General features: G+C 41.1%; 20 protein-coding genes. 5 read left to right on the plus strand and 15 right to left on the minus strand.

All coding sequences use genetic code 11. From position 1 onward, the window contains the following. Window positions 1-19: 19 nt before the first annotated feature. Complete coding sequence (locus AB4160_RS08055; protein ID WP_102438516.1) at window positions 20-613, minus strand: hypothetical protein; 594 nt, start codon at window positions 611-613, stop codon at window positions 20-22. Window positions 614-977: 364 nt separating this feature from the next. On the opposite strand from AB4160_RS08055, the gene AB4160_RS08060 reads away from it, so the two are divergent. Continuing rightward, window positions 978-2,666 (plus strand): NAD-dependent malic enzyme, encoded by a 1,689-nt coding sequence (locus AB4160_RS08060; RefSeq protein ID WP_102438518.1) that lies wholly within the window; start codon window positions 978-980, stop codon window positions 2,664-2,666. Between the two features lie 89 nt (window positions 2,667-2,755). On the opposite strand, the gene AB4160_RS08065 is transcribed toward AB4160_RS08060, so the two are convergent. The 5 genes from AB4160_RS08065 to AB4160_RS08085 all read right to left on the minus strand — a co-directional run bounded on the left by AB4160_RS08065 (window position 2,756) and on the right by AB4160_RS08085 (window position 8,640). Then, window positions 2,756-3,694 (minus strand): Dyp-type peroxidase, encoded by a 939-nt coding sequence (locus tag AB4160_RS08065; RefSeq protein WP_102438520.1) that lies wholly within the window; start codon window positions 3,692-3,694, stop codon window positions 2,756-2,758. A gap of 109 nt (window positions 3,695-3,803) precedes the next feature. Then, on the minus strand, window positions 3,804-4,832 hold the full coding sequence (locus tag AB4160_RS08070; protein ID WP_372004170.1) for an ABC transporter ATP-binding protein: 1,029 nt from the start codon (window positions 4,830-4,832) through the stop codon (window positions 3,804-3,806). A gap of 1 nt (window position 4,833) precedes the next feature. Beyond that, window positions 4,834-6,465 (minus strand): iron ABC transporter permease, encoded by a 1,632-nt coding sequence (locus AB4160_RS08075; RefSeq protein ID WP_102438523.1) that lies wholly within the window; start codon window positions 6,463-6,465, stop codon window positions 4,834-4,836. A 55-nt stretch (window positions 6,466-6,520) separates the two neighbouring features. Then, on the minus strand, window positions 6,521-7,540 hold the full coding sequence (locus tag AB4160_RS08080) for a Fe(3+) ABC transporter substrate-binding protein (protein WP_102438525.1): 1,020 nt from the start codon (window positions 7,538-7,540) through the stop codon (window positions 6,521-6,523). Between the two features lie 350 nt (window positions 7,541-7,890). Continuing rightward, window positions 7,891-8,640: a ferredoxin--NADP reductase gene (locus AB4160_RS08085; RefSeq protein WP_102438527.1), complete on the minus strand. Its 750-nt coding sequence runs from the start codon at window positions 8,638-8,640 to the stop codon at window positions 7,891-7,893. Between the two features lie 317 nt (window positions 8,641-8,957). Between AB4160_RS08085 and AB4160_RS08090 the strand changes: the two genes are divergently transcribed. Both AB4160_RS08090 and AB4160_RS08095 read left to right on the plus strand, forming a co-directional pair. Next, entirely contained in the window at window positions 8,958-10,439 is a 1,482-nt protein-coding gene (locus AB4160_RS08090; protein WP_102438529.1) for an FMN-binding glutamate synthase family protein, read from the plus strand. A 154-nt stretch (window positions 10,440-10,593) separates the two neighbouring features. Then, entirely contained in the window at window positions 10,594-10,794 is a 201-nt protein-coding gene (locus tag AB4160_RS08095; RefSeq protein WP_241900970.1) for a hypothetical protein, read from the plus strand. 219 nt (window positions 10,795-11,013) lie between these two features. Here the strand turns inward: AB4160_RS08095 and AB4160_RS08100 are convergent, their stop codons facing one another. Together AB4160_RS08100 and AB4160_RS08105 are read right to left on the minus strand one after the other, a co-directional pair. Then, window positions 11,014-11,262, minus strand: coding sequence for a hypothetical protein (locus tag AB4160_RS08100; RefSeq protein ID WP_102438533.1), 249 nt, complete (start codon window positions 11,260-11,262; stop codon window positions 11,014-11,016). Between the two features lie 138 nt (window positions 11,263-11,400). Next, window positions 11,401-13,188: an ABC transporter ATP-binding protein/permease gene (locus AB4160_RS08105; RefSeq protein ID WP_102475321.1), complete on the minus strand. Its 1,788-nt coding sequence runs from the start codon at window positions 13,186-13,188 to the stop codon at window positions 11,401-11,403. Window positions 13,189-13,557: 369 nt separating this feature from the next. Here AB4160_RS08105 and AB4160_RS08110 point away from each other — a divergent pair, with 369 nt between their 5' ends. Continuing rightward, window positions 13,558-13,731, plus strand: coding sequence for a hypothetical protein (locus AB4160_RS08110; protein WP_102438537.1), 174 nt, complete (start codon window positions 13,558-13,560; stop codon window positions 13,729-13,731). A gap of 42 nt (window positions 13,732-13,773) precedes the next feature. Here AB4160_RS08110 and aroG read toward each other — a convergent pair whose 3' ends face one another. The 6 genes from aroG to AB4160_RS08140 all read right to left on the minus strand — a co-directional run bounded on the left by aroG (window position 13,774) and on the right by AB4160_RS08140 (window position 20,264). Further along, window positions 13,774-14,826, minus strand: coding sequence for a 3-deoxy-7-phosphoheptulonate synthase AroG (gene aroG / locus AB4160_RS08115; protein WP_102438539.1), 1,053 nt, complete (start codon window positions 14,824-14,826; stop codon window positions 13,774-13,776). A gap of 346 nt (window positions 14,827-15,172) precedes the next feature. Next, window positions 15,173-16,411 carry a tetratricopeptide repeat protein gene (locus AB4160_RS08120; protein ID WP_372004172.1) on the minus strand — a complete coding sequence of 413 codons (1,239 nt, stop codon included), beginning with the start codon at window positions 16,409-16,411 and terminating at the stop codon, window positions 15,173-15,175. Window positions 16,412-16,521: 110 nt separating this feature from the next. Beyond that, window positions 16,522-16,842, minus strand: coding sequence for a hypothetical protein (locus tag AB4160_RS08125; protein ID WP_241900972.1), 321 nt, complete (start codon window positions 16,840-16,842; stop codon window positions 16,522-16,524). A 119-nt stretch (window positions 16,843-16,961) separates the two neighbouring features. Next, complete coding sequence (locus tag AB4160_RS08130; RefSeq protein WP_102438541.1) at window positions 16,962-18,212, minus strand: ammonium transporter; 1,251 nt, start codon at window positions 18,210-18,212, stop codon at window positions 16,962-16,964. Window positions 18,213-18,222: 10 nt separating this feature from the next. Then, window positions 18,223-18,561: a P-II family nitrogen regulator gene (locus tag AB4160_RS08135; RefSeq protein WP_076539720.1), complete on the minus strand. Its 339-nt coding sequence runs from the start codon at window positions 18,559-18,561 to the stop codon at window positions 18,223-18,225. Between the two features lie 362 nt (window positions 18,562-18,923). After that, window positions 18,924-20,264 carry a polymer-forming cytoskeletal protein gene (locus AB4160_RS08140; protein ID WP_102475322.1) on the minus strand — a complete coding sequence of 447 codons (1,341 nt, stop codon included), beginning with the start codon at window positions 20,262-20,264 and terminating at the stop codon, window positions 18,924-18,926. A gap of 232 nt (window positions 20,265-20,496) precedes the next feature. On the opposite strand from AB4160_RS08140, the gene AB4160_RS08145 reads away from it, so the two are divergent. Then, complete coding sequence (locus tag AB4160_RS08145; protein WP_372004174.1) at window positions 20,497-21,117, plus strand: response regulator transcription factor; 621 nt, start codon at window positions 20,497-20,499, stop codon at window positions 21,115-21,117. A 176-nt stretch (window positions 21,118-21,293) separates the two neighbouring features. On the opposite strand, the gene AB4160_RS08150 is transcribed toward AB4160_RS08145, so the two are convergent. Continuing rightward, on the minus strand, window positions 21,294-21,572 hold the full coding sequence (locus AB4160_RS08150) for a DUF3081 family protein (RefSeq protein WP_102438547.1): 279 nt from the start codon (window positions 21,570-21,572) through the stop codon (window positions 21,294-21,296). Window positions 21,573-21,788 lie beyond the last annotated feature (216 nt).

Consider the following 21,788-nt stretch of genomic DNA (forward strand, 5'->3'; position numbering starts at 1 on the left):
CTGTGCATTTTTATTTGTATCAATAAGGCCTATCTGGCGATGCCAGCTCATCCCAATAAATGGCTTGTTTAAAATGCTGGGCTAAGCGTTGATTAAGTTTGTCAAAATTTGAAATCGCCACCTCTTGACCGCTAATGCAAGACCACACAAACCGATGACAGTTATTATTGAATAGCTCATACTCACGATATTGAAATAATGATTGCTGCGCCCTTTCTAGCGCCTCAGGAGCTACAAGGGGTTGATGAAGATGATTACAAGCTTGAAAAATCCGGCTGCCACTGCGGCTTTTTAAAAAGCGCGCCGACGAAATAGGCCTAATTAAGCCACTGCCATGTAACTCCACCAAGCTATTATCCCCAAGCCACACGCCTGTATGTTCAATGACCCCAAATACAAAACAGCACACGATGGCCCCAGGCTCTGGGCTTACCTTGACCTTATTATGATGCAATATACTTGGCAGTAATGGGCTGAAATTGTTGTCATCTGGCACCGCTGGCGCACGACCTAAATAGCGTTGTCTATGGAGCAATTGACGCTTTTTGTGCTCGTCAGCCACCAGCATTGCTGTGATTGCTGCGCTGCCTAACAAGATAAAAGGAACTGCCATAACACCCCAATATGTAAAACACCTTAAAATCATCATGGCAGAACCGCGCTAAATTACGCCGCTAAAAATGTAACCAACTTTGTCAAAATCACAGCTGATTGTGTGGATTATCTAAAACCTCAGTAAATACATCCACATGACTTTTAAGCCTTTACCATAAAGGTAAATAGCCAATGCCTAAAAAAACATCAATAAAAATCTGTGATTAGGCTCACTTAACAGACCACAATAAAATCAAGATGTGATAACCTGCACCGATAACAAGATACGTCTACGATTAACAACAAAATTCTATCTTTGAGATAAAAATTAACTAACTGTAGATAAAAATAACTGCAATACGTCACTGACAATAAGGTTTCCAATGGACGAGAATAAACGCCCTCTCTATCTTCCTTTCGCAGGTCCAGCGATTCTTGAATCTCCTATGCTCAATAAAGGCACTGCTTTTAGCGAAGAAGAACGCATTTACTTTAACCTTGAAGGGCTTATCCCTTGGGTGGTTGAAACTATCGATGAGCAAGCATCGCGTGCTTATGATCAATATAAAAACTTTACTAACGATCTCGATAAGCATATTTACCTGCGTAATATTCAAGATACCAACGAAACGCTTTTTTATCGTTTAGTGCGTAATCACATCAGTGAAATGATGCCAATCATCTATACCCCTACGGTAGGCTTAGCGTGTGAGCGTTTTTCTAAAAACTATCGCCGTAACCGTGGTCTGTTTATCTCGTATTCCAATAAAGACCGTATTGATGACATCCTCAATAACTCGACCCGTCATAAAGTAAAAGTCATTGTGGTAACCGATGGCGAGCGCATTTTAGGCTTAGGCGATCAAGGTATTGGTGGCATGGGGATCCCCATTGGTAAATTATCTTTATACACCAGTTGTGGCGGGATCAGTCCGGCGTACTGCTTGGCGATCACCTTAGATGTCGGCACTGACAACCCTCATTTACTAGAAGACCCTATGTATATGGGCTGGCGCCACCAGCGTATTGGCGGTGAAGAATACGCTGAGTTTGTTGAAGAGTTTATGCAAGCGGTTAGTCGTCGCTGGCCTGAAGCATTAATCCAATTCGAAGATTTTGCTCAGAAAAATGCCATGCCATTACTTGAGCGCTACAAAGATAGATTCTGTACCTTTAATGATGATATTCAAGGTACTGCAGCAGTGACTGTAGGTTCATTACTAGCAGCCTGTAAAGCTGCAAACACGCAATTATGTAAGCAAAGAGTCGCCTTTTTAGGCGCTGGTAGTGCCGGCTGTGGTATTGCTGAAGCCATTGTGGCGCAAATGGTTGCTGAAGGTATTAGCGACGAGCAAGCACGCTCACAAGTGTTTATGGTCGACCGCTGGGGACTGTTACTTGATAACATGCCAACCCTGTTAGGCTTCCAGCAAAAACTGGCACAAAAAACCGCTAATATTGAAAACTGGGACGGATTTAGCGATCACATTTCATTACTTAATGTGGTTAATAATGCCAAGCCAACTGTGCTTATTGGCGTATCTGGTGCGCCAGGTTTATTTACCGAAGAAATAATCAAAGCCATGCATAGCCATTGCAAGCGCCCGATTGTATTCCCGCTATCTAATCCAACCAGCCGCGTTGAAGCAACGCCTAAAGATGTGCTGCATTGGACCAATGGCCAAGCACTTGTGGCTACCGGTAGCCCGTTCGAACCAGTTGTAATTGAAGAAGAAACCTTTGAAATTGCTCAATGTAACAATAGCTTTATCTTCCCCGGTATTGGCTTAGGCGTATTAGCAAGTGGCGCAACTCGGGTATCAGATGAAATGCTGATGGCATCAAGTCGTGCGCTGGCAGAGTGTTCACCCCTTGGTCAAAATGGTACCGGCTCATTACTGCCAAGACTGGAAGACATTCAGCAAGTGAGCAAATATATTGCTTTTGCAGTGGCTAAAAAAGCTATCGAGCAAGAATTAGCCCTACCTTGTCCAGATGAATTACTGCAACAACAAATTGAAAGTAATTTCTGGGAACCTGAATATCGCCGTTACAAACGCACCGCGCTCTAACAGATAACAGACCAAAAAAAGCAATGCTTAGGCATTGCTTTTTTTATCGATAATTAACCTGCTACAGTCGGCTAATTTGTTATTTGCGTTTAATCATTGGCAAAACGGGCTAAAAAATCTAGCGAAGGCGCGAAGAATGATGAGCCGGTTAATGCCTTGGTAAACTGCATCAAATGATCATGATTACCATGGCCGTCACCATGCACCATACTGCGAAGCATTTCTTCAAAGTTGGTCGGCGTGCGACAGGTTGAAATAAACATTAACCCTTGTTCTTTAAGCGACCCAAATGGCATGCTCTGACGCAATATCTCCATTGAGTTACCTTGGGCATCTTTTAAATTAACTCGCTTAATATGGCTGGTTAACGGCTTATCTTCAGAGGCGTATTCAATATCATCTTGCTTGGTACGACCAATGATATCTTCTTGTTTTTTATTCGGTAAACGATTCCATTTACTTAAGTTGTGGGCATACTTTTGCACATGAATATAACTGCCACCTTTAAAGCTGGCATCCTCATCATCAACTAAAGCCACTTGCTGACGATTACGGCCTTTCGGGTTTTCGGTGCCATCAACAAAACCAGTTAAGTCACGGCTATCCATAAAGCGGAAGCCACGCTCTTCTTCAATCAGCTCAACCAAGCCTTCAAACATTTGGTTGATTTCATTGGCCACTAGATGAAGGATGTCGTAACGATCGCAACGAATATGCACAAATAAATCATATTCAATGGCAGGCGCATCACGATTTTCAGCTTGCATCGCTGGGAATGGACGCAAATGTTTAGGACGTTGTTCACTATAAAGTGAATCCCAATAGTTAGCGCCAATAGCTACAAAGCCATTAAAGGCACTATCTGCATATTGATCTGTGAGCTCATAGATGTATTGAGCAACATTGGCTAAACAAGGGCGTAATTGAGCTTCAACAGCGTCATTTGCATTAAACATCAAATAGACGCTATGCAAATTACCTTCGGCACAAACCCCTAACTGTTCGCGAGGCATATTCTGATTTTCCATGTTGGAATCAATCACCTTTATCAAATATAAGAGAGCATAATTGTAAGGTAATTGAGCAATTAATTCCTTGTGCTCAAGCTCAATTTTTTAACAACTTTGATACGCATCACTAAAAAATAACCAGTGAATGTGGCGAGATTGATAAATTGACTTTCAGACCTAAGGTCAGTTCAGTTAATTGGCTTCTAACTTCGAGCGTTTGTTGTCCTACCTTAACCCAATAATGACAAATTGTACCTAGAAAACGACGCTCAATAATTTCACCATGGCCTTGAGAAGCAGGTTGTAGATCAATCTGTTGCGGTCTAAGTAGCAACTGGCCTTGATAGTTAGCAGCTTGAGATAACTCAGAGGTACTTTCAATTAATCCCAGAATAGATGACACTTGCTGCTGATTTTTCACCATCACAGATAAATAATTACCCGCACCAAGAAAATCAGCCACATAACGCTCTTTAGGGTGAGCATAGAGGGTTTCAGCTAAACCGTGTTGTACAATGGCGCCATCTTTAAACAATGCCAGCTTATCAGCAAACACAAAGGCCTCATCTTTACTGTGGGTCACAAACACCGCACTGACATTACGCTGTTTTAATATTTGCCTGATCTCTAACATCATTTCATTTCGTACTTGGGCATCAATGTTAGAAAACGGTTCATCAAGTAATAATAATTCAGGCTCATAGGCTAATGCACGAGCAATAGATACCCGTTGCTGTTGTCCACCTGATAACTCATGGGGGTAACGCGACTCTAGCCCTTCAAGCTTGACCAGTTGTAGCATCTCTTCAAGCCGGGTTTTACGTTGACTATTATCCAGCCCATTGACCCCAAATAACACATTCTCACTGACAGTTAAGTGCGGAAATAAGGCATAGTCTTGGAAAATCATTCCAATGCCGCGATGTTCACTGGCAACAAACGTGTTGTCACCACTTAAACACTCACCATTAATTGAAATACAGCCCTGGCTGATGGCCTGTAAACCTGCAATAGCACGTAATAAGGTGGTTTTTCCGCAACCACTTGGGCCAAGCAGTGCAACGATTTCACCTTGTTCTAAAGTGAGATCGAGCCCTTTAAGAATCACCTGTCCTTGGTAGTCACTTTTTACATTTTGAATGGTCAATGTGGACATATTAGCTCTCTTGCTCCAATGAACGGTTTAGATAAATCAATGGCACTAACCCAACTAACACAATCACGATAGCAGCCAAAGCGCCATGTTCGAGTTGTTCATCGGAGACAAACTGGAATACATAGGTGGCGAGGTTTTCAAAACCAATGGGTCTTAACAATAGCGCTGCGGGTAGCTCTTTCATGCTTTCAATAAACACTAATAATGCCCCTGCAAAAATGCCTTTGCGTAGCAGCGGTAAATGCACTCGCCATAATAACTTAGTCGGCTTTTGCCCCATGGTAATACTGGCCATATCCAAGGAAGGCGAAATACGTTTATAGCTGTTTTCAATGCTGCCAATAGATATCGCCACAAAGCGAACGCAAAAAGCAAAAATTAGCGCGATAACGCTACCGGTAAATAACAATCCTGGGCCGCGCGCACCAAAATAGTCATAGACATCATTTATAGCAAAATCTAAATACGTTAATGGCACCAACACGCCAATAGCCAGCACTGTGCCTGGTATGGCATAGCCTGTGCTACTTAATCGTGAAGGTAATAGGTCTGCCCGACGGGGGCTTACGCGCCTAACAAACATCAACACTAATGCCAGTAGCACACATATAAAACTCACGACGAGGGCAATATACAAACTGTTGAAACTGTATTGCCAAAACTGGCTGTTCCAGCTCTGGTCAAAGTAGTCGATGGCGTAGCCGCTTAATACAATAAAAGGTAATAAAAACGCGAGACCAATCAGCAGGCTACAATAGCCAAAGGCGAGCCAAGCTTTAACACCTTTTAGCTGGTATCTGTCTGATTCAGTTAACCTAGACTGCTTTTGATATAACTCTTGTTTGCGTCTGGCAAATCGCTCAAAACCCACCATGGCAAAAATCACCAGCAACATAATGGCTGATAATTTTGCTGCTGCCGATAAGCTGCCATAACCCAGCCAAGTGTCGTATACCGCAGTGGTTAAGGTTGGCACCGCAAAGTAACTCACTGTAGCAAAATCGGCAGCGGTTTCCATTGCCACTAATGCCATCCCTACTGCAAGTGCCGGCCTTGCCATTGGCAGGCCTAAACGCCAAAAGCTTTTCCACGGGCTACAGCCCATAATTCTAGAGGCGTGCAATAGGCTGGAAGATTGCTCCATAAAAGCCGTTCTGGCTAATAAATAGATATAAGGAAATAACACCAATGACAGCATAATTGCTGCGCCGGTTAGGCTGCGAATATCAGGGAAATAATAATCTTGCGGGGACGTCCAGCCAAACACTTGCCTTAGCAACTTTTGTACAGGACCGGCGTAATCAAGCATGTCGGTATACACATACGCGACAATATAAGCAGGCATTGCCAGTGGCAATAGCAGCGCCCATTGAAAGTAACGTCTAGCAGGGAAATGACAACGAGCTACCAACCAAGCGGCTGGCACTGCAATCACTAAGGAACCGACACAGACCTTCAGCATCAGCAATAGGCTGTTACTAATATAGGTCGGTAAAACGGTGTCAATTAAGTGACTAAAAACAGCTTCGTCAGGGAGTGTAGCTTGTACTAAAAGTGCAAAAAGCGGCAAAATTAATATTACCGCAATTGCATAACCAGCGAACGACCAGCCTCTGGTTAAGCCTAAGATCATAAATACTTTCCAGTCTATGCCGCGTTATCGGTTAACGCGGCGAAATAAAGCATCCTTACAGATCAAATTTTACTTCATCAATTAGCTTCACTGCCGCTTGATGGTTTTCTGCTAGCTTAAAGATTGGAAGACTATCTGCATTGAAGTCCCCCCAAGAGGCTACCATGTCAGAAGGGGCAACATCGGCTTTTACCGGATATTCCATGTTGACTTCTGCGTAAAGACTTTGAGCTACATTAGATGATAAAAATTCCATCAATTTTATAGCATTATCTTTGTTTGGGGCAAACTTAGCTAGTGCCATACCTGAAACATTTATATGGGCACCGCGGTTATCTTGGTTAGGAAAGTTGATTTCCACTGATTCAGCCCAGCTTTTTTGCTTAGGGTCCTTAATCATCTTACCAAAGTAATAACTGTTACCTAAGGCGATATCACATAAACCTTCGTTTACCGCTTTAACTTGCGCGCGATCATTGCCTTGTGGTTTACGAGCTAAATTGGCTTTAAGCCCTTCTAACCACGTTTTGGTTTCAGCTTCACCGTGATGGGCAATCATTGAAGCAACCAGGGCAATGTTATAAGGGTGCTTGAAACTACGAGTACAGATTTTGCCTTTATATTGCTCAGAGGCTAAATCTTCATAATTAATATCTAGCTTACCTAAACGCTCTTTTGAAGAATAAACATTACGTACCCGCATGGTTAATGCGTACCAATCGTTACTCGGTGAGCGGTATTGGGCCGGGATATTGTGATTTAAAGTCTCGCTATTCACATCAACAACTAATTTTTTATCAACGAGTTCCATTAAACGAGAAAAGTCAGAGGTTAACACTAGATCTGCAGGAGATAAGCGCCCTTCACGAGCAATACGCTCAGCGATGCCATCTTTGGCAAAAACCACATTCACCTTGATGCCAGTCTGTTCGGTAAATTGCGCTAAAATGGGTTCTACTAGAAAAGCTTGACGATAAGAATAGATAGTAAGATCTTCAGCAGCGGTTGCTGAAATTGAACTTAGTGACGATACTGCTGCTAATCCTAACAGTGCCAGACGCTTAAACGACTTCATTCCAAATTCTCCTTGGCGTTGCGTTACTTTTTATCAGCATAATGGCCCCGTACAGGGGGACTTTCATAATACTAACGAGTAACTGCTTATAGAAATGATAACAGTTATCAATTGCAATAAGGGTAATAGATCACTATCTAAGGAGCAAGTATTGTTTAAGGATATAAGCTAACTAAGATTAAAATATATTTTTTAAATGTACTGCATTAATTACAGCTTCTGCGCTTTTCGCAGCAAGCGAATAAACAGTTTAGCCATTGATAATGCGAGTTACAGCAATGTTACTGCCGAAATACTAACAAGCTACAGCTCGCTAGTTACTCGCTAACGAAAGTCTATTTAAAAGCAGGCTACCAATATTTTTCGACGGTAATTTGCCCTGGTGCTCGACGTAGATTCTTCACTAACCCCTTTTCTATTAGTACCGTTTGCGCATCAGAAATCATTCCTGGATTACCACAAATAAGTACTTGTGAGTTATCTTGCGACAAGGTAACTCCAGCCGCTTGTTCAATGAGACCGCTACTTAACCCATCAGGGATACGACAAGATAAGCCGTCTTTATATTCTTCACGAGTGACAATAGGTATCAGTTCAAATTTTTCGGGATATTGTTGCTGCAGCGCTTGTAATTGGGGTAAATAAGCCAAGTCTGCAATCATCCGCACACCGTACACCAGCACCACTTTTTCAAACCGTTGCCACGGCTCTGCTGTTTCCATAATCGATATAAAAGGCCCCACGGCAGTGCCAGTTGCCAAAAACCACAAATCAGGGCCTTGAAGTGCCCCTGAGGGGATTTCATCTAAAGTCATAAAGCCTGATGCCTTGGTGGTTACTTCGATGTTATCGCCAATTTTAAGTGCCTGTAAATCTGGAGATAACTGACCATCTTCAACAGCGACGGCCAGCACTTCGACATAATCTTTACCGGGTGGGTTAACGATAGAGTAGGCTCTAGCAATGCGCTTATCGTCACGCATCTGACTCAGTTTAATAAACTGACCGGCAATAAATGGCTCAACATCGGCGCGAATACGCAGCGAAAACAACTTGTCATTCCAATCTATACGTTCAATTACAGTACCAGTTGTCCACATAGGGTAATTCCTTGATTTTAGATCTGCTATTTATCTACTGGCAGGGTCTTTAAACAACATTTGGCTAGACCTTACTGTATTAAACTATAGGTTTGATCAACGCCTTCGGCAATAGCTGGGTAAAACTGTTTTAATAGCAATCAAACTCTATCGCTTACTTATACTTAGCTAGAACAAGGTCAAATTTTTTGTCATAAATATCCCCCATCAGCCATACTGAGGATAGTCATAAATCTGCATATCTGGTTAAAATAAACGCAGATAATCACAGGCTAGCGTCAAATTTGCATCAAACAGATCATTTTTAAGGAACAAAAATGCAGAAGAATTGGTTTATTTGGGGATTAGAAGTTTTTACGGGATTATTTCTTGCGTTTATCGCACTGTTCTTTATCGCGATAATTTATATGTATCTCGCAGATAAATTACAAACCAAGCAAGCGATTAGGCATAACTATCCAGTTATTGGCAGATTTAGATACTTATTTGAAAAACAGGGTGAATTTTTCAGGCAGTATTTTTTTGCCCAAGATCGAGAAGAATTGCCCTTTAATCGCGCCGAACGCAGTTGGGTTTATCGCGCTGCCAAAGGCATAAACCGCACCATTGCCTTTGGCTCAACCCAAAGCCACGATAAAACTGGCAGCATTATGTTTTTAAATGCGGCCTTTCCTAAATACGATTCTGATGAACATAATGACGCTGTCATCACCATTGGTACAAACTGTACTCATCCCTATGCGACAGCGAAAGTATGCCATATATCTGCGATGAGTTTTGGTGCGCTCTCGCGCCCAGCGATTACTGCGCTATCCCATGGCGCGGCCCAAGCGGGTTGCTGGTTAAATACTGGCGAAGGCGGATTAAGTGAACATCACCTTAAAGGTAACTGTGACTTAGTATTTCAAATTGGTACCGCCAAATATGGTGTACGTAATGAGCAAGGGTTATTGGATGATCAAAAACTTGAGCAAATCGCAGCCCATGATCAGGTAAAAATGTTTGAGATTAAGTTAAGCCAAGGCGCAAAACCCGGTAAAGGCGGGATCCTACCTGGCCTTAAGGTCACCAGTGAGATCGCCGCCATTAGAGGCATTCCTGTTGGGGAAGACTCAATAAGCCCCAATGGCCATCCTGAATTTAATCAGGTCGGCGATATTCTGGATATGGTCGCGCATATCCGTAATATCACCGGTAAACCCACAGGTATCAAAGCCGTCGTTGGAGACGAGCAATGGCTCATTAATTTATGTGAAGAAATACTGCTACGAGGCATTGAACACGCGCCGGATTTTTTTACTTTAGACAGCTCAGAAGGCGGTACTGGCGCTGCGCCGCAGGCATTAATGGACCATGTGGGTTTACCGCTTAAAGAAAGCCTGCCAATTTTAGTTAACCTGTTAAAACACAAAGGCCTCAAACAACGCATAAAAATTATTGCCAGCGGTAAAATGGTGCTGCCCTCGCAAGTGGCGTGGGCACTGGCAACGGGGGCAGACTTTATTGCCTCAGCGAGAGGTAATATGTTTGCTTTAGGCTGCATTCAAGCATTGCAATGCAACAAAGACACCTGCCCAACGGGTATCACGACCCATAACAAAAAATTACAGCAAGGCTTAGATCCGCGCAATAAGTCGGCAAGAGTGGCAAGCTACAATCGCTCACTGCATTATGATTTAAAGGTTATTGCTCATTCTTGTGGGGTGAGTGAGCCAAGACAATTAACCCGCCATCATGCGAGAATAGTCACTGACAGTGGCGTATCTATTTCATTAGATAAGTTTTATCGGCAATACTGATTTGGACGCACATGATCCGCAGCACTTATACCAGTAGCCGTATTATAGCTATTAGACTTATCGCTAATTAATTGGCCAGTTCTAATTTTGAACTAAGCCCCATTTAGGTGTAAAATCGTGACTTAGAGCAAGCTTTTATCAAAAGGGTTTACATTTGAAAGTATCACATTCATTAATGACGCCAATGATGTCTGCAAAGACAATATCATTAACCTGTAATAACTGCGAAAGGATGTCAGAAATTGAAGGTGAGAAAATCTGTTTTAACCAAGGCGAAATCAGACGATTAACCCTTGATGCTAACGCAGAGTCAATCATTAAAATGGTTTGTAATAGTTGGTCTAAAAACGCTTAATAAGCCGTTAATAAATCGCACTATTTAAGTCTTTGCTATAACAGTGGTGAGCGCTAAAAGCATTCCCTTAATAGGCTAAATCCACCAAAGGTCAATAACAGATTATAGTTAGCAGAAAAAGCAATTAGATTGCTTTTTCTGGCTTGGAAACTTGTGGTAATTTAAGCTTGATGGCTATTTAGCTACTATATTCGCAGCTAAACATGACTAGTCGGTGATTTAAATAAAAACATCTTCGGCACTATCATCGGCTTTTAGTAAACTATCTTCACTGTTATTGTCATTGATTTTAGCCAAGGTTAAACCGCGAGTGGTAACAATCAATCCTGCGCACAACTCATCATAAACAGTTTGTAGTTCATCTTGATTCATTTCTCGATTTTCAAGCGTTGCCATAATTGCAAACCAATCAGTAGTCACTTTATGTTGTGTACCTTCTAAGGCTGCTATTAAAGAAATGTTTTGCACCCACGACCTCCATACCTAGATTTAATTACCAACTAACTTCCTACTTACCTATACGAACTCAATCCTTTCAAGGCAATTAATACTAATTATACACAAAAACGCCACTATCAAAGAGATAAAACTGCTAACAGCCACTTATCAGAGGGAGAGCGCCTGCTCATTTTGAATTTTCCATAGTTTGGCATAGACCCCATTAAGCGCTAACAAGGTGTTATGGGTCCCTTGTTCAGCCACCATTCCATCTTTAAGTACCACAATTTTATCGGCATCAATAATGGTGGATAATCGATGTGCCACCACCAAACTCGTATGACCTTTAGCAGCATCTTTTATCGCCGTTAATATTGCTTGCTCTGATTTACTGTCCAAAGATGATGTCGCTTCATCAAAGACTAGTATCGGCGCAGCTTTTAATATTGCTCTGGCAATGGAAACGCGCTGCTTTTCTCCGCCAGAAAGTTTAAGACCGCGCTCGCCGACTTTAGTATCCCAGCGCTGTGGTAATGACTCAATAAACTCAGTTAAATTCGCCAGCGCTACTGCACTTTTAACTTCAGCTTCAGTCGCATCAGGGCGACCATATTGGATATTTTGAAAAATGCTATCGTTAAACAAAACAGTATCTTGAGGGACGATTGCAATAGATTGCCGCAGCGCTTGTTGCGATAGGCCTCTAACATCTGTGCCATCGATACTAATAGCGCCAGAGTTTACATCATAAAAGCGAAACAACAGTTTTATTAAAGTGGATTTTCCGGCGCCGCTTTCACCCACCACTGCGACTTTTTGTCCCGCTGGTACAGTGAAGCTCACCCCTTTAAGAATGGGTCTGTTATCGTAATTAAAGTTCACATCATGAAATGACAACGCGCCAATCGTTGGCGAGATATCTGTGGCATTCGCTTTATCATTAATGCTGGGCACTTTATCCAATAAATCAAACATCCGCTCAATATTAGCCAGTGCCCCGCGTATTTCACGATACACAAAACCCAAGAAATTTAACGGGATAAACAGCTGCATCATAAAAGCATTAATTAATACAAAATCACCTAAGCTCATATTACCTGCGGTAACTTCTGAAGCGGCTAGCCACATCATCGCCGTCATCGCCACAGCGATGATTAACGCTTGGCCCGCATTTAAAGCAAATAATGATAGACGGTTTTTACGTTTTGCGACCTCCCACTGCTCTAGTGCAGAATCATAGCGATTTGACTCATATTGCTCATTATTAAAGTATTTAACTGTTTCATAATTTAATAAGCTGTCGATGGCGCGAGTATTCGATAAAGAGTCAGCCCTTGCAGCATCCCTAACATAGCCGGTGCGCCACTCAGTGGCCACAATTGAATAACCAATATAAGCAACCACGGCAACCAAGGTAATAAGCGCAAAGCCAACACCGTAGTTATAAAGGAAAATGCCAACCACTAAAGCAATTTCTAATAATGTCGGCACAATATTGAACACCATAAAGCGCATCAGAAAACTCACACCACTGGTGCCGCGCTCAATATCTCTTGATAACCCGCCGGTTCGTCTGTCTAAATGAAAATCAAGATCTAGGCGGTGCAAATGCTCAAATACGCTCAAGCCTAAACGGCGAATGGCTCTTTCAGTCACCCGACCAAACAAGGTGTCACGAATTTCGCCAATGACTACATTTAAAAAGCGCACCCCGCCATATGCAAGCACTAATGCAATAGGCACAGCAACAATAGCTGCGGTGCGTTGGCCATCTAAACTGTCGACTAAGTCTTTTAAAATAAATGGCAAACCAACACTAGCAAGTTTGGCAATGACCAAACACAACATCGCCAAAAAGATGCGACCTTTAAACTCAAATAAGTAGGGCACTAATAACCCAACGACTTTCCAATTAAGCTTGCCTACTGGTCCATCAAAATACGCCGACGGTCTCATTCATTACCACCAATGATTAAATTTAAGAATGTTTATTTCGAAACTAGCTTTTACTTTTGCCACCACACTAAGTTAACACTTAGTCGCCAATTTAGTGTGACTTGATTTGAGCAAGACTAAAGAATTTGTTTTAAGCAGCCAAAATTAAATCATCATAGCGTTTAATATCGACGCTAATAGCACTTTAGACTTACAGATATTATCATTTGCTAGTATCAAAGGTTATTTTTTAGCAAAAAAACACAAAATATTGCAAAATCAGCTTGGTTTACAGTTCTGCAACGAAAAAGAATTTGCTACTCTTTACTCGTTACTTGTTAGCGATTTCCATTAATCATTCACCTTTATTCCCAGTTCAAAGGACGCAATATGTTAGACGCAGCAAAAACGCAGGCTCCACCAATGCAATTAATTCAAACTTGGGTGTGGATGATGATTGAGTCTGGTAACCCTGAGCTTCAGGATAAGGGAAGAAATAATCTTATTTCTGCTTTTGGTAGCCTTGCAAAAGCCAATGAATATTTAGCTAATAGCAATAATTAAGGCGCTAAAAAGCGCCTTAATTATTGGAGACAAGCAGCACTGTTAGCCGCGGCGATTTAATACGCTTTGATTTAACGTGGCTAATAGCTTTTCAGTATCACTCCAGCCAATACATGCATCAGTTATGCTTTGGCCGTAACACAACTCCTTGCCGACCACGAGATCTTGGCGGCCTTCTTCAATGTTGCTTTCAACCATCACCCCAAAAATATTGTGATTGCCTTGGCTAATTTGCCCAGCAACATCTTCAGCCACTAGCATCTGTTTATTAAAGTCTTTACTGCTGTTAGCGTGGCTAAAATCAATCATAATGTTAGCAGGCAATTTGGCGTTCTCTAATTGAGTTTCAATAGCACTAACATGAGGTTGGCTATAATTAGGCTCTTTACCGCCGCGCAGAATAATATGGCAATCTGGATTACCTTTCGTGGATACAATAGCTGAGTGACCAAACTTGGTGACTGACAAAAAGTGGTGCGGAGCACTTGCTGCACCAATCGCGTCAATCGCCACTTTAATGGTGCCATCAGTACCATTTTTAAAGCCTACAGGGCTCGATAAACCTGAAGCAAGCTCACGGTGCACTTGTGACTCTGTAGTACGGGCACCGATGGCTCCCCAACACATCATATCTGCCACATATTGCGGCGTGATCATATCAAGAAACTCACCGGCGGCTGGTATGCCAGATTCATTCAAATCGACCAATAATTTACGCGCTGTTCGTAGGCCGTCATTAAGCTTAAAGCTATTGTCCATGTAAGGATCATTGATCAGCCCTTTCCAACCTACCGTAGTACGAGGCTTTTCGAAGTAAACACGCATTACAATTTCTAGTTGATCTTTAAATTGCTCACGTAGAGCAATTAAACGCTTGCCATAATCTAAAGCTGCGACGGGATCATGTATTGAACAAGGGCCAATAACAACAAGTAAGCGATCATCTTGTTTGTTTAAAATTCTATGAATGCTATCTCGTGCATTAAACACTGTTGCTGATGCTGCTTCTGACGCCGGAAATCGCTCTAAAATAGCAATTGGGGGCAATAATTCTTTTATCTCATCAATTCTAACGTCATCATTTTTGTAATACATAGTTTATACAACTCCAGCAAACAGTTATTTATGCCAACGTTAAACGTTAAACGTTGAGCAGTAAAGCATTACGGACAGCTTTATATTTCAAACACTAGCATACAATAAAACATCCAATCTACGGTTTTATCAAATTATTCAATTTAAATTACTGTTATTAAATAGCTTTCATATTCTAAATATAAAATATCTAATAAATTCATTCATTTCTAAAATTATCTTCAATTCAATTCGCTTTAATCTTGAGTCTGTTCCTTCGATTATTGCTATCAAAATATATCAAGCAATAAAAAACCACTTGCAGCTAACACGCTGTAAGTGGCTAAAGTAACTAGGCCTTATTATATTAATGGCGCATCATAGCTTGCAGCTTACCTTTATAACGATCTTGATTGGTCTCATCATGGCTAAGATCTAGCGCCTTTTGCATGGTTTTCTTGGCACGTCTTTGATCGCCTGTTGCCCAGTAGGCACGGGACAAACCAAAATAAAACTCATGGCGGTAATCCGCCCGTTCAACCGCACGTTTGTACCACACTAAGGCTTCTTGATATTGCTTTTCAAAATACGCCTCTTGGGCCATATCAAAGTAATAGAATGGGTTATTAATGCGGGCTAATTCAAGAATTTTATGAACCTGTTTCCACTCTTCTAGTCGCTCTTGCTCACCTAATATTAATGCAAGATTATACAGGGTAGTGATATTTTTAGGTTCTAACTGAAGCACATAGCGATAGGCTTTTTCTGCCCGTTCATCTAATCCTTTATGACGATAAATCACCGCCAGAGTGTTAATACTATTGACGTGATACGGGTCTAACTCAATAGCCCGTTTTACCAATGCATACGCTAAGTCGTAGTCACCGCGTACTAATGCTTCTGCTGCAACATTATTAAAGTACATTCCAGATAAGGTTTGTTTATTAATTTGCTTAACACGGTATGAGCGTATTGAGCGCTCAGGCAAAAAATCCACTAATATGTCCGAACCGTGAAGACTAATACTATTGGGAGTGTCACGGTGCAGTAGTTTCATATTTACGTGACCATTTACGAGGTAAAAACCTCCCCTTCTATCCCATATGGGTTCTACATCAATATCTTGAAACTTTACAGGGACATCAAGTACCTGTGCGATAGCAGTTGTCAGTACCACCAGCGACATGCAGTTACCCGCCCGCTCAAGGGCTGTCACGCTGGCCATTCGGGTGTAGTGATCTCGATATTCAAAGCCCCCCTCTTGAGCATTGATGTATTCAGCCAGCCAAAGGTTTACCGGTATTTTAAGGCCGTTAACGCCACCTGAGCGAGCAAAATCACGCTGTATTTCAGTAACTATCTCATCAGGTAAATTGTAAATCTCTGCTGTAGCGGGAATATCTACCTCATTAAAATAACTATCGTTAAATAAGCCACTGACATTAACCTTGGCTTTATTGATACTCGACGTGCTAGAGCAGCCTGAAATAAAAATCAATATTAGTAAATAAAAACAGAGATTAAGGCGTGAAAAACCAAAAGATTGAATTATTAATGAATTTTTCGAAGAAACGTCATCATGATGCAACATAATTCTACCCCACATAAAAGCCTATCATTAAGCATAGAAGTTAGTGGCAGAATTGCGATTTTGAAAAAGTTACAAAAGATGAATGTAAAAAGCTTAAGCCAGTGGCGAATATTTGAATTTCATTATTACTTGGCAACTGGCGGGTCAATTTGAATAAACACCTCTTGGTTTTGATAGGTGTATGGTCGGTAGGAATTACCGGCGCAATTAAAATAACGGTATGGCGCAGCGAATACCAAACAGCCATTCGGCAGAGCTTGTAAAATATTAATTTGCTGCTGCATTTTGAGCATTTGCTGCCATTGATAGTCCTGCTGAACTTGATTTCGTATTGCAAAAGCGTCAAATGGTTCAGATGTCTTTCTCACAACCACTTTTCCCGCAGTGGCGAAAAAGCTGATACTGATAAGTAAAGCAATCATCAATACTTGAAAGTAATTAACCATGTTAAACCTCATTGCACTTATTCACTCGTCACACTTGTTCACTTTTTAAGAGTCACAAAAAAGCAGAACCCTAAGGTTCTGCTTTTAGTTTTAACATGCTCAGTGTTTAAAGCAATCTATTATCCAGCTGATTTGATTGAAACAAACTCTGGGTAAGCATCAACACCACAGTCAGATGCATCCATACCGTTGTACTCTTCTTCTTCAGTAACACGGATACCCACTGTCGCTTTAAGGATAAACCATACTACGAATGAAGCTGAGAATACCCAAGCAAAGATAACTGCTGCGCCATATAACTGAGCACCAAAGTTTGCATCAGCATTTGATAATGGTACTAGCATTAGACCTAGGAAACCGGCAACACCATGTACAGAGATTGCACCTACTGGGTCATCAATTTTAATGCGGTCAAAGGCAACAATTGAGAAGATAACCACACCACCAGCGACGATACCAATGACACCTGACATTAATAGTGAAGGTGATAATGGGTCTGCTGTAATAGCCACTAAGCCCGCTAATGCACCATTTAAAATCATGGTTAGGTCAGCCTTACCCCAGACAACTTTACAAACTAATAATGCTGAAACTGCACCGAAAGCGGCTGCTGAGTTAGTGTTTACAAAAATCTTAGCCACTGCTGAAGCATTTTCTGCGTCTGAAACTAATAATTGTGAACCACCGTTAAAGCCAAACCAACCCATCCATAAGATAAACATACCTAATGTCGCCATTGGTAAGTTTGAACCTGGGATAGGATGAACTTCACCATTTGGGCCATACTTACCTTTACGAGCACCCAGTAATAGTACTCCTGAGATAGCTGCTGCTGCACCGGCCATATGTACAATACCACTACCAGCGAAGTCAACGAAACCAGCAGCAGAAAGGAAGCCACCGCCCCAAGTCCAGTAACCTTCAATTGGGTAGATAACCGCGGTTAATACCACTGCAAAGATTAAGAAAGACCAAAGCTTCATTCGCTCTGCAACTGCACCAGACACAATTGACATTGCCGTTGCAACAAATACAACTTGGAAGAAGAAGTCAGACTCCAGCGCATGATCTGCATCAGCGGCTTGTGAGCCAATTAATGAACCAAATGATGGTAACCAGCCACCTTCAGTGTTATCGACATACATGATGTTGTAACCCACTAACAGGAACATCACACAGGCGATTGAATATAAACATACATTTTTAGTTAAAATTTCTGTGGTATTTTTTGAACGAACTAAGCCCGCCTCAAGCATTGCAAAACCTGCTGCCATCCACATGACAAACGCACCTGATATTAGAAAATAAAACGTATCTAATGCGAAACGTAATTCGGTGACGGTTGTGCCTAACGTTGCTAACTCTTCCATTACATTCCCCTTATAGTGCTTCGTTATCTAGCTCACCCGTACGGATACGGATAGCTTGCTCAAGATCAGTAACAAAAATTTTGCCATCGCCAATCTTGCCGGTATGAGCCGCTGTCGTAATGGCTTCAATTAACATATCTAAGTTTTCTGCTTTAGTAGCAATTTCCAACTTCACTTTAGGAAGAAAGTCGACTTGGTATTCTGCGCCACGATATAGCTCAGTGTGACCTTTTTGACGACCGAAACCTTTTACTTCGGTAACAGTCATTCCTTCAATGCCCATGCTTGCAATAGCTTCACGGACATCATCCAATTTAAATGGCTTGATGATAGCGCTGACGAGTTTCATCTCGACCTCCAAAAGTGTGATTGTTATAAATTTGTTTACAAATACAATTCAATCATCAGGCCAATCATGTAAAACCATGATTCGTATAGCATTTTAAAATATAAGTTAAATAAAAAAGTCTTTTCATGCACTAATAAGGTGCAACTTTAATTTGGCGCGCACAACATTAGAGCGAAGCGTTTATAACTATTTGAATACTTGATAATAAGAATTACGCAGTTAAAAAAGTGTCAAAATGAACAAAGAAAAGCTGTGCGGAAGGGGGGGATGTTACTGATATAAAAATAAACACATTAAAGAAAGCATAAATAAAAAGACCTTCTAATGAAGGCCTTTTTATTTGCAGATTAGCTTTTAAAAATTTATAAGCTGCCAACCGTGTCAGTTGCTTCTGCTGAACTTGCAACCTCATCAGTCGTCTCTTCAGCGAGTAGATCTGCCATTAAGCTATCAACTTGAGGCTGACTGACCACTTCATCTTCAACTGCTACAACAGCCTCATTCACACTGGCAAGCAAGTCTTCAGTTTCATCAGCTAAAGCAGTTTCTGTCACTTCAAGTTCTGCTTCTGTTTCAGCTGATGCTGTTGCTTGCATTTCAATTGCCGAGTCAGGCGCATCATTTGCAGTAGTCACAATTTCAGACTCGTCAATATCAGTGGTAAGCGCAACACTAACTGAAGGCTCAAGTACTTCATCTGCCTTAGCAAGTTCAATTTGGTTTTCTGCTGGCTGTATTTGCTGTGGTTCAATATCAATAACCGTCGTTGCCGGTTTCACCACTGAAGCTGTAACAGGCTTTGATTCAATCAATTGAGTCAATTCATCTTTTTTATAAACCGCGCCAGCAATTGCAGCAACAGCGATAGCCGCGACAAATAGCTTAGCACCTGAACCTGATGATTTCTCTTGAGCCTTTCTCGCCGCTTCTGCTGCAGCAAGTTGAGCTTGAGGATTCGGTTGCGGCTTAATCTCAAGTTTTGACTTAGGCTTAGGTTCTGCAACTGGCTTCGGGTTATTATGAGCATCTGTATTTACTTGAGGCTCTACTCGAGAATTTGCAGTTGCAGCGCTACTACCACTGGTCTGTGAATTAATTTCTGCAAGAGTCTGTGGTTTAATCTGAGTTGTGGCAGGTGCAGGTTCAGCCTTAACATCGACTTTCTTAGGTTCGGCTTTATTAACATCTGTTTTCACCTGAACCGCTACGGTAGTTTTTACTACAGGCTCTGGCTTAAGATTGTTAAAATGTCCCTTATTTGCAGCTTGAGCTATCGGCGCCTCTGCAACAGGCGCTTCAGTCTTTGGGAAAGCATAGGCTTCTGTGACTTGTGCTTCTGGCTTATCTTCAACAGTTGCTTGGGGTAATACGCCTTCTTCAGGGCCCTTGGTTCTGGCACCTAAAAATTGACCACCATCATAAATTTCCATTTTATGGCTAGATACATCACCTTCAACTACACCAGAGCTTACAATCACTAAACTGTTGCAATGTAATTTACCTTTAAATTCACCACAAACTCTTAATTCTTGACAAAAAAGCTCACCGTCAATTTCGCCACCAACTTCAATTTTAACTTGGTCTGTTGAACGAATAACACCTTTAACTTTACCGGCAACCAAAGCAGGTCCCTGTACAGTCATATCTCCATCCAATGAAGTATCAGGGCCAATAAAAGTAACCCCATTTCCTTTGTTATTCATACCAATCAGTTTCCTTTATTATTAATTTTGACATATACTAAACCAACTTTATTAAAACAACAAATAACATTTCTTTTACACAAGTTGCAGGTCAATTCCGAGCTTTTCGCTTTAAAAGTAAAACTTAATAGTTTAATGTATCGGCTATTAGTAAAAGAGCCTGTCTTTAATATATAAATTTGCTATTGAACGGATTTTCAATAGTAGCCCAAATAACAGGGATGTAGCCGAAATGATTTTTTCAGATGTGATTTTTAAACAACTTCCAGAACCACAGGCCCTGCAAGTATCTAAAATCTCAGGATTACTCAATATTGAAACCGCCTTCTATGACTCACTAAACTTTGCCTGTAAAGCTGCCGATAAAAGGCCAAAATTTCTTATTCACTATTTAGAAGACCCTCATCAACAAGCTTATTTAATTTCAGCTGATATTCTTACTACAGGTAAGCATTTAGTTTTTTGTCCTAATCTTAATATAGAATGCGAAACCTTATTGATATCCAACGGCTTTCATGGCGCACTCACATTGAATGCTTCTGAAGTCGAAATTATTGAAGCCCTTAAAAGTGTCAATAATAATAAGCTTTATTTCAGTAATGATGCCATGTCACGTTATATCCAATCTAAGAAACGCCAACCTAATACCCAACGTCAGATAGAGTTACTGTCGTTAACCACCAAAAAAGAACAGCGAGTGTTAACCTTAGTTTGCCAAGGGTTAACTAATGATGAAATAGCAGCTAATTTAGAGATCTCTGTTAACACAGTGAAAATGCATATCCAGAATATGTTCAAAAAAACCAAGATATCGAGCCGAGGTCAACTCTCTTACGCCTTTGCACAAGCTTAAAAATTTAAATGTATATAATTAGCTCACTGCTAATTTGTAACGCTAGCTGTTAAATGGTGCGAGTTAACAGCTTTGAGAATTAACTACAGAAAATAACATTAATTGCACTTAGGTAAGCTTTAGCGTGCAGCAAAGCGCAACTAAAGCGCAAAATTTTTTTGATGACATAGTGCTGTTTATACTGAGTACTTCATCACCTCAGCAAAACGCGCCATAAAATTATCAAACGCAGCATTATCTGGGTAATCAAATTGATATTTATTATGGAAATAAATCGTTAAAGAGGTTCGGCCGTCACTAAGAATAATTGTGTAGCCATCAAAGCCTGTTTGCGCATTTAAGCCACATAGTTCATAGCTAGAGTTGTCGCCATCTGCAGCGGCCAGCTTTTGCCCCATGTCGGTTATCTTATTAAATACTTTTAGCGCTTCATATATATCAATGGCATTTTTCATCACTACATCCTTACAAAGAAAACCTGTTCACTAAACACCTAATAGACAAAGCAATCAATACGAATGCGCGCTTAAGGTGGCTCAAAACAATCAGTGTAAAATAATGCAGTAACAAGACTGTGAGTTAGTCCTGAGAAAGACAAATTTTATATGAAGATGGTGTATCAAATTGAATCAGTGTGTGAATGCCGCGCTGCACCGCTTTTAATTTATATA

The organism is Shewanella sp. 10N.286.51.B8, assembly GCF_041469325.1.
In the GTDB taxonomy this organism is placed as follows: domain Bacteria; phylum Pseudomonadota; class Gammaproteobacteria; order Enterobacterales; family Shewanellaceae; genus Shewanella.

What these genes read in the sequence shown, in the direction of transcription:
- AB4160_RS08125 (WP_241900972.1), bottom strand. Translation starts at nt 16,842, where the DNA reads ATGGTTAATTACTTTCAAGTATTGATGATTGCTTTACTTATCAGTATC.
- AB4160_RS08075 (WP_102438523.1), bottom strand. Translation starts at nt 6,465, where the DNA reads ATGATCTTAGGCTTAACCAGAGGCTGGTCGTTCGCTGGTTATGCAATT.
- AB4160_RS08085 (WP_102438527.1), bottom strand. Translation starts at nt 8,640, where the DNA reads ATGTGGACAACTGGTACTGTAATTGAACGTATAGATTGGAATGACAAG.
- AB4160_RS08150 (WP_102438547.1), bottom strand. Translation starts at nt 21,572, where the DNA reads ATGAAAAATGCCATTGATATATATGAAGCGCTAAAAGTATTTAATAAG.
- AB4160_RS08135 (WP_076539720.1), bottom strand. Translation starts at nt 18,561, where the DNA reads ATGAAACTCGTCAGCGCTATCATCAAGCCATTTAAATTGGATGATGTC.
- AB4160_RS08140 (WP_102475322.1), bottom strand. Translation starts at nt 20,264, where the DNA reads ATGAATAACAAAGGAAATGGGGTTACTTTTATTGGCCCTGATACTTCA.
- AB4160_RS08080 (WP_102438525.1), bottom strand. Translation starts at nt 7,540, where the DNA reads ATGAAGTCGTTTAAGCGTCTGGCACTGTTAGGATTAGCAGCAGTATCG.
- AB4160_RS08145 (WP_372004174.1), top strand. Translation starts at nt 20,497, where the DNA reads ATGATTTTTTCAGATGTGATTTTTAAACAACTTCCAGAACCACAGGCC.
- AB4160_RS08055 (WP_102438516.1), bottom strand. Translation starts at nt 613, where the DNA reads ATGGCAGTTCCTTTTATCTTGTTAGGCAGCGCAGCAATCACAGCAATG.
- AB4160_RS08090 (WP_102438529.1), top strand. Translation starts at nt 8,958, where the DNA reads ATGCAGAAGAATTGGTTTATTTGGGGATTAGAAGTTTTTACGGGATTA.
- AB4160_RS08110 (WP_102438537.1), top strand. Translation starts at nt 13,558, where the DNA reads ATGTTAGACGCAGCAAAAACGCAGGCTCCACCAATGCAATTAATTCAA.
- AB4160_RS08105 (WP_102475321.1), bottom strand. Translation starts at nt 13,188, where the DNA reads ATGAGACCGTCGGCGTATTTTGATGGACCAGTAGGCAAGCTTAATTGG.
- aroG (WP_102438539.1), bottom strand. Translation starts at nt 14,826, where the DNA reads ATGTATTACAAAAATGATGACGTTAGAATTGATGAGATAAAAGAATTA.
- AB4160_RS08130 (WP_102438541.1), bottom strand. Translation starts at nt 18,212, where the DNA reads ATGGAAGAGTTAGCAACGTTAGGCACAACCGTCACCGAATTACGTTTC.
- AB4160_RS08070 (WP_372004170.1), bottom strand. Translation starts at nt 4,832, where the DNA reads ATGTCCACATTGACCATTCAAAATGTAAAAAGTGACTACCAAGGACAG.
- AB4160_RS08065 (WP_102438520.1), bottom strand. Translation starts at nt 3,694, where the DNA reads ATGGAAAATCAGAATATGCCTCGCGAACAGTTAGGGGTTTGTGCCGAA.
- AB4160_RS08060 (WP_102438518.1), top strand. Translation starts at nt 978, where the DNA reads ATGGACGAGAATAAACGCCCTCTCTATCTTCCTTTCGCAGGTCCAGCG.
- AB4160_RS08120 (WP_372004172.1), bottom strand. Translation starts at nt 16,411, where the DNA reads ATGTGGGGTAGAATTATGTTGCATCATGATGACGTTTCTTCGAAAAAT.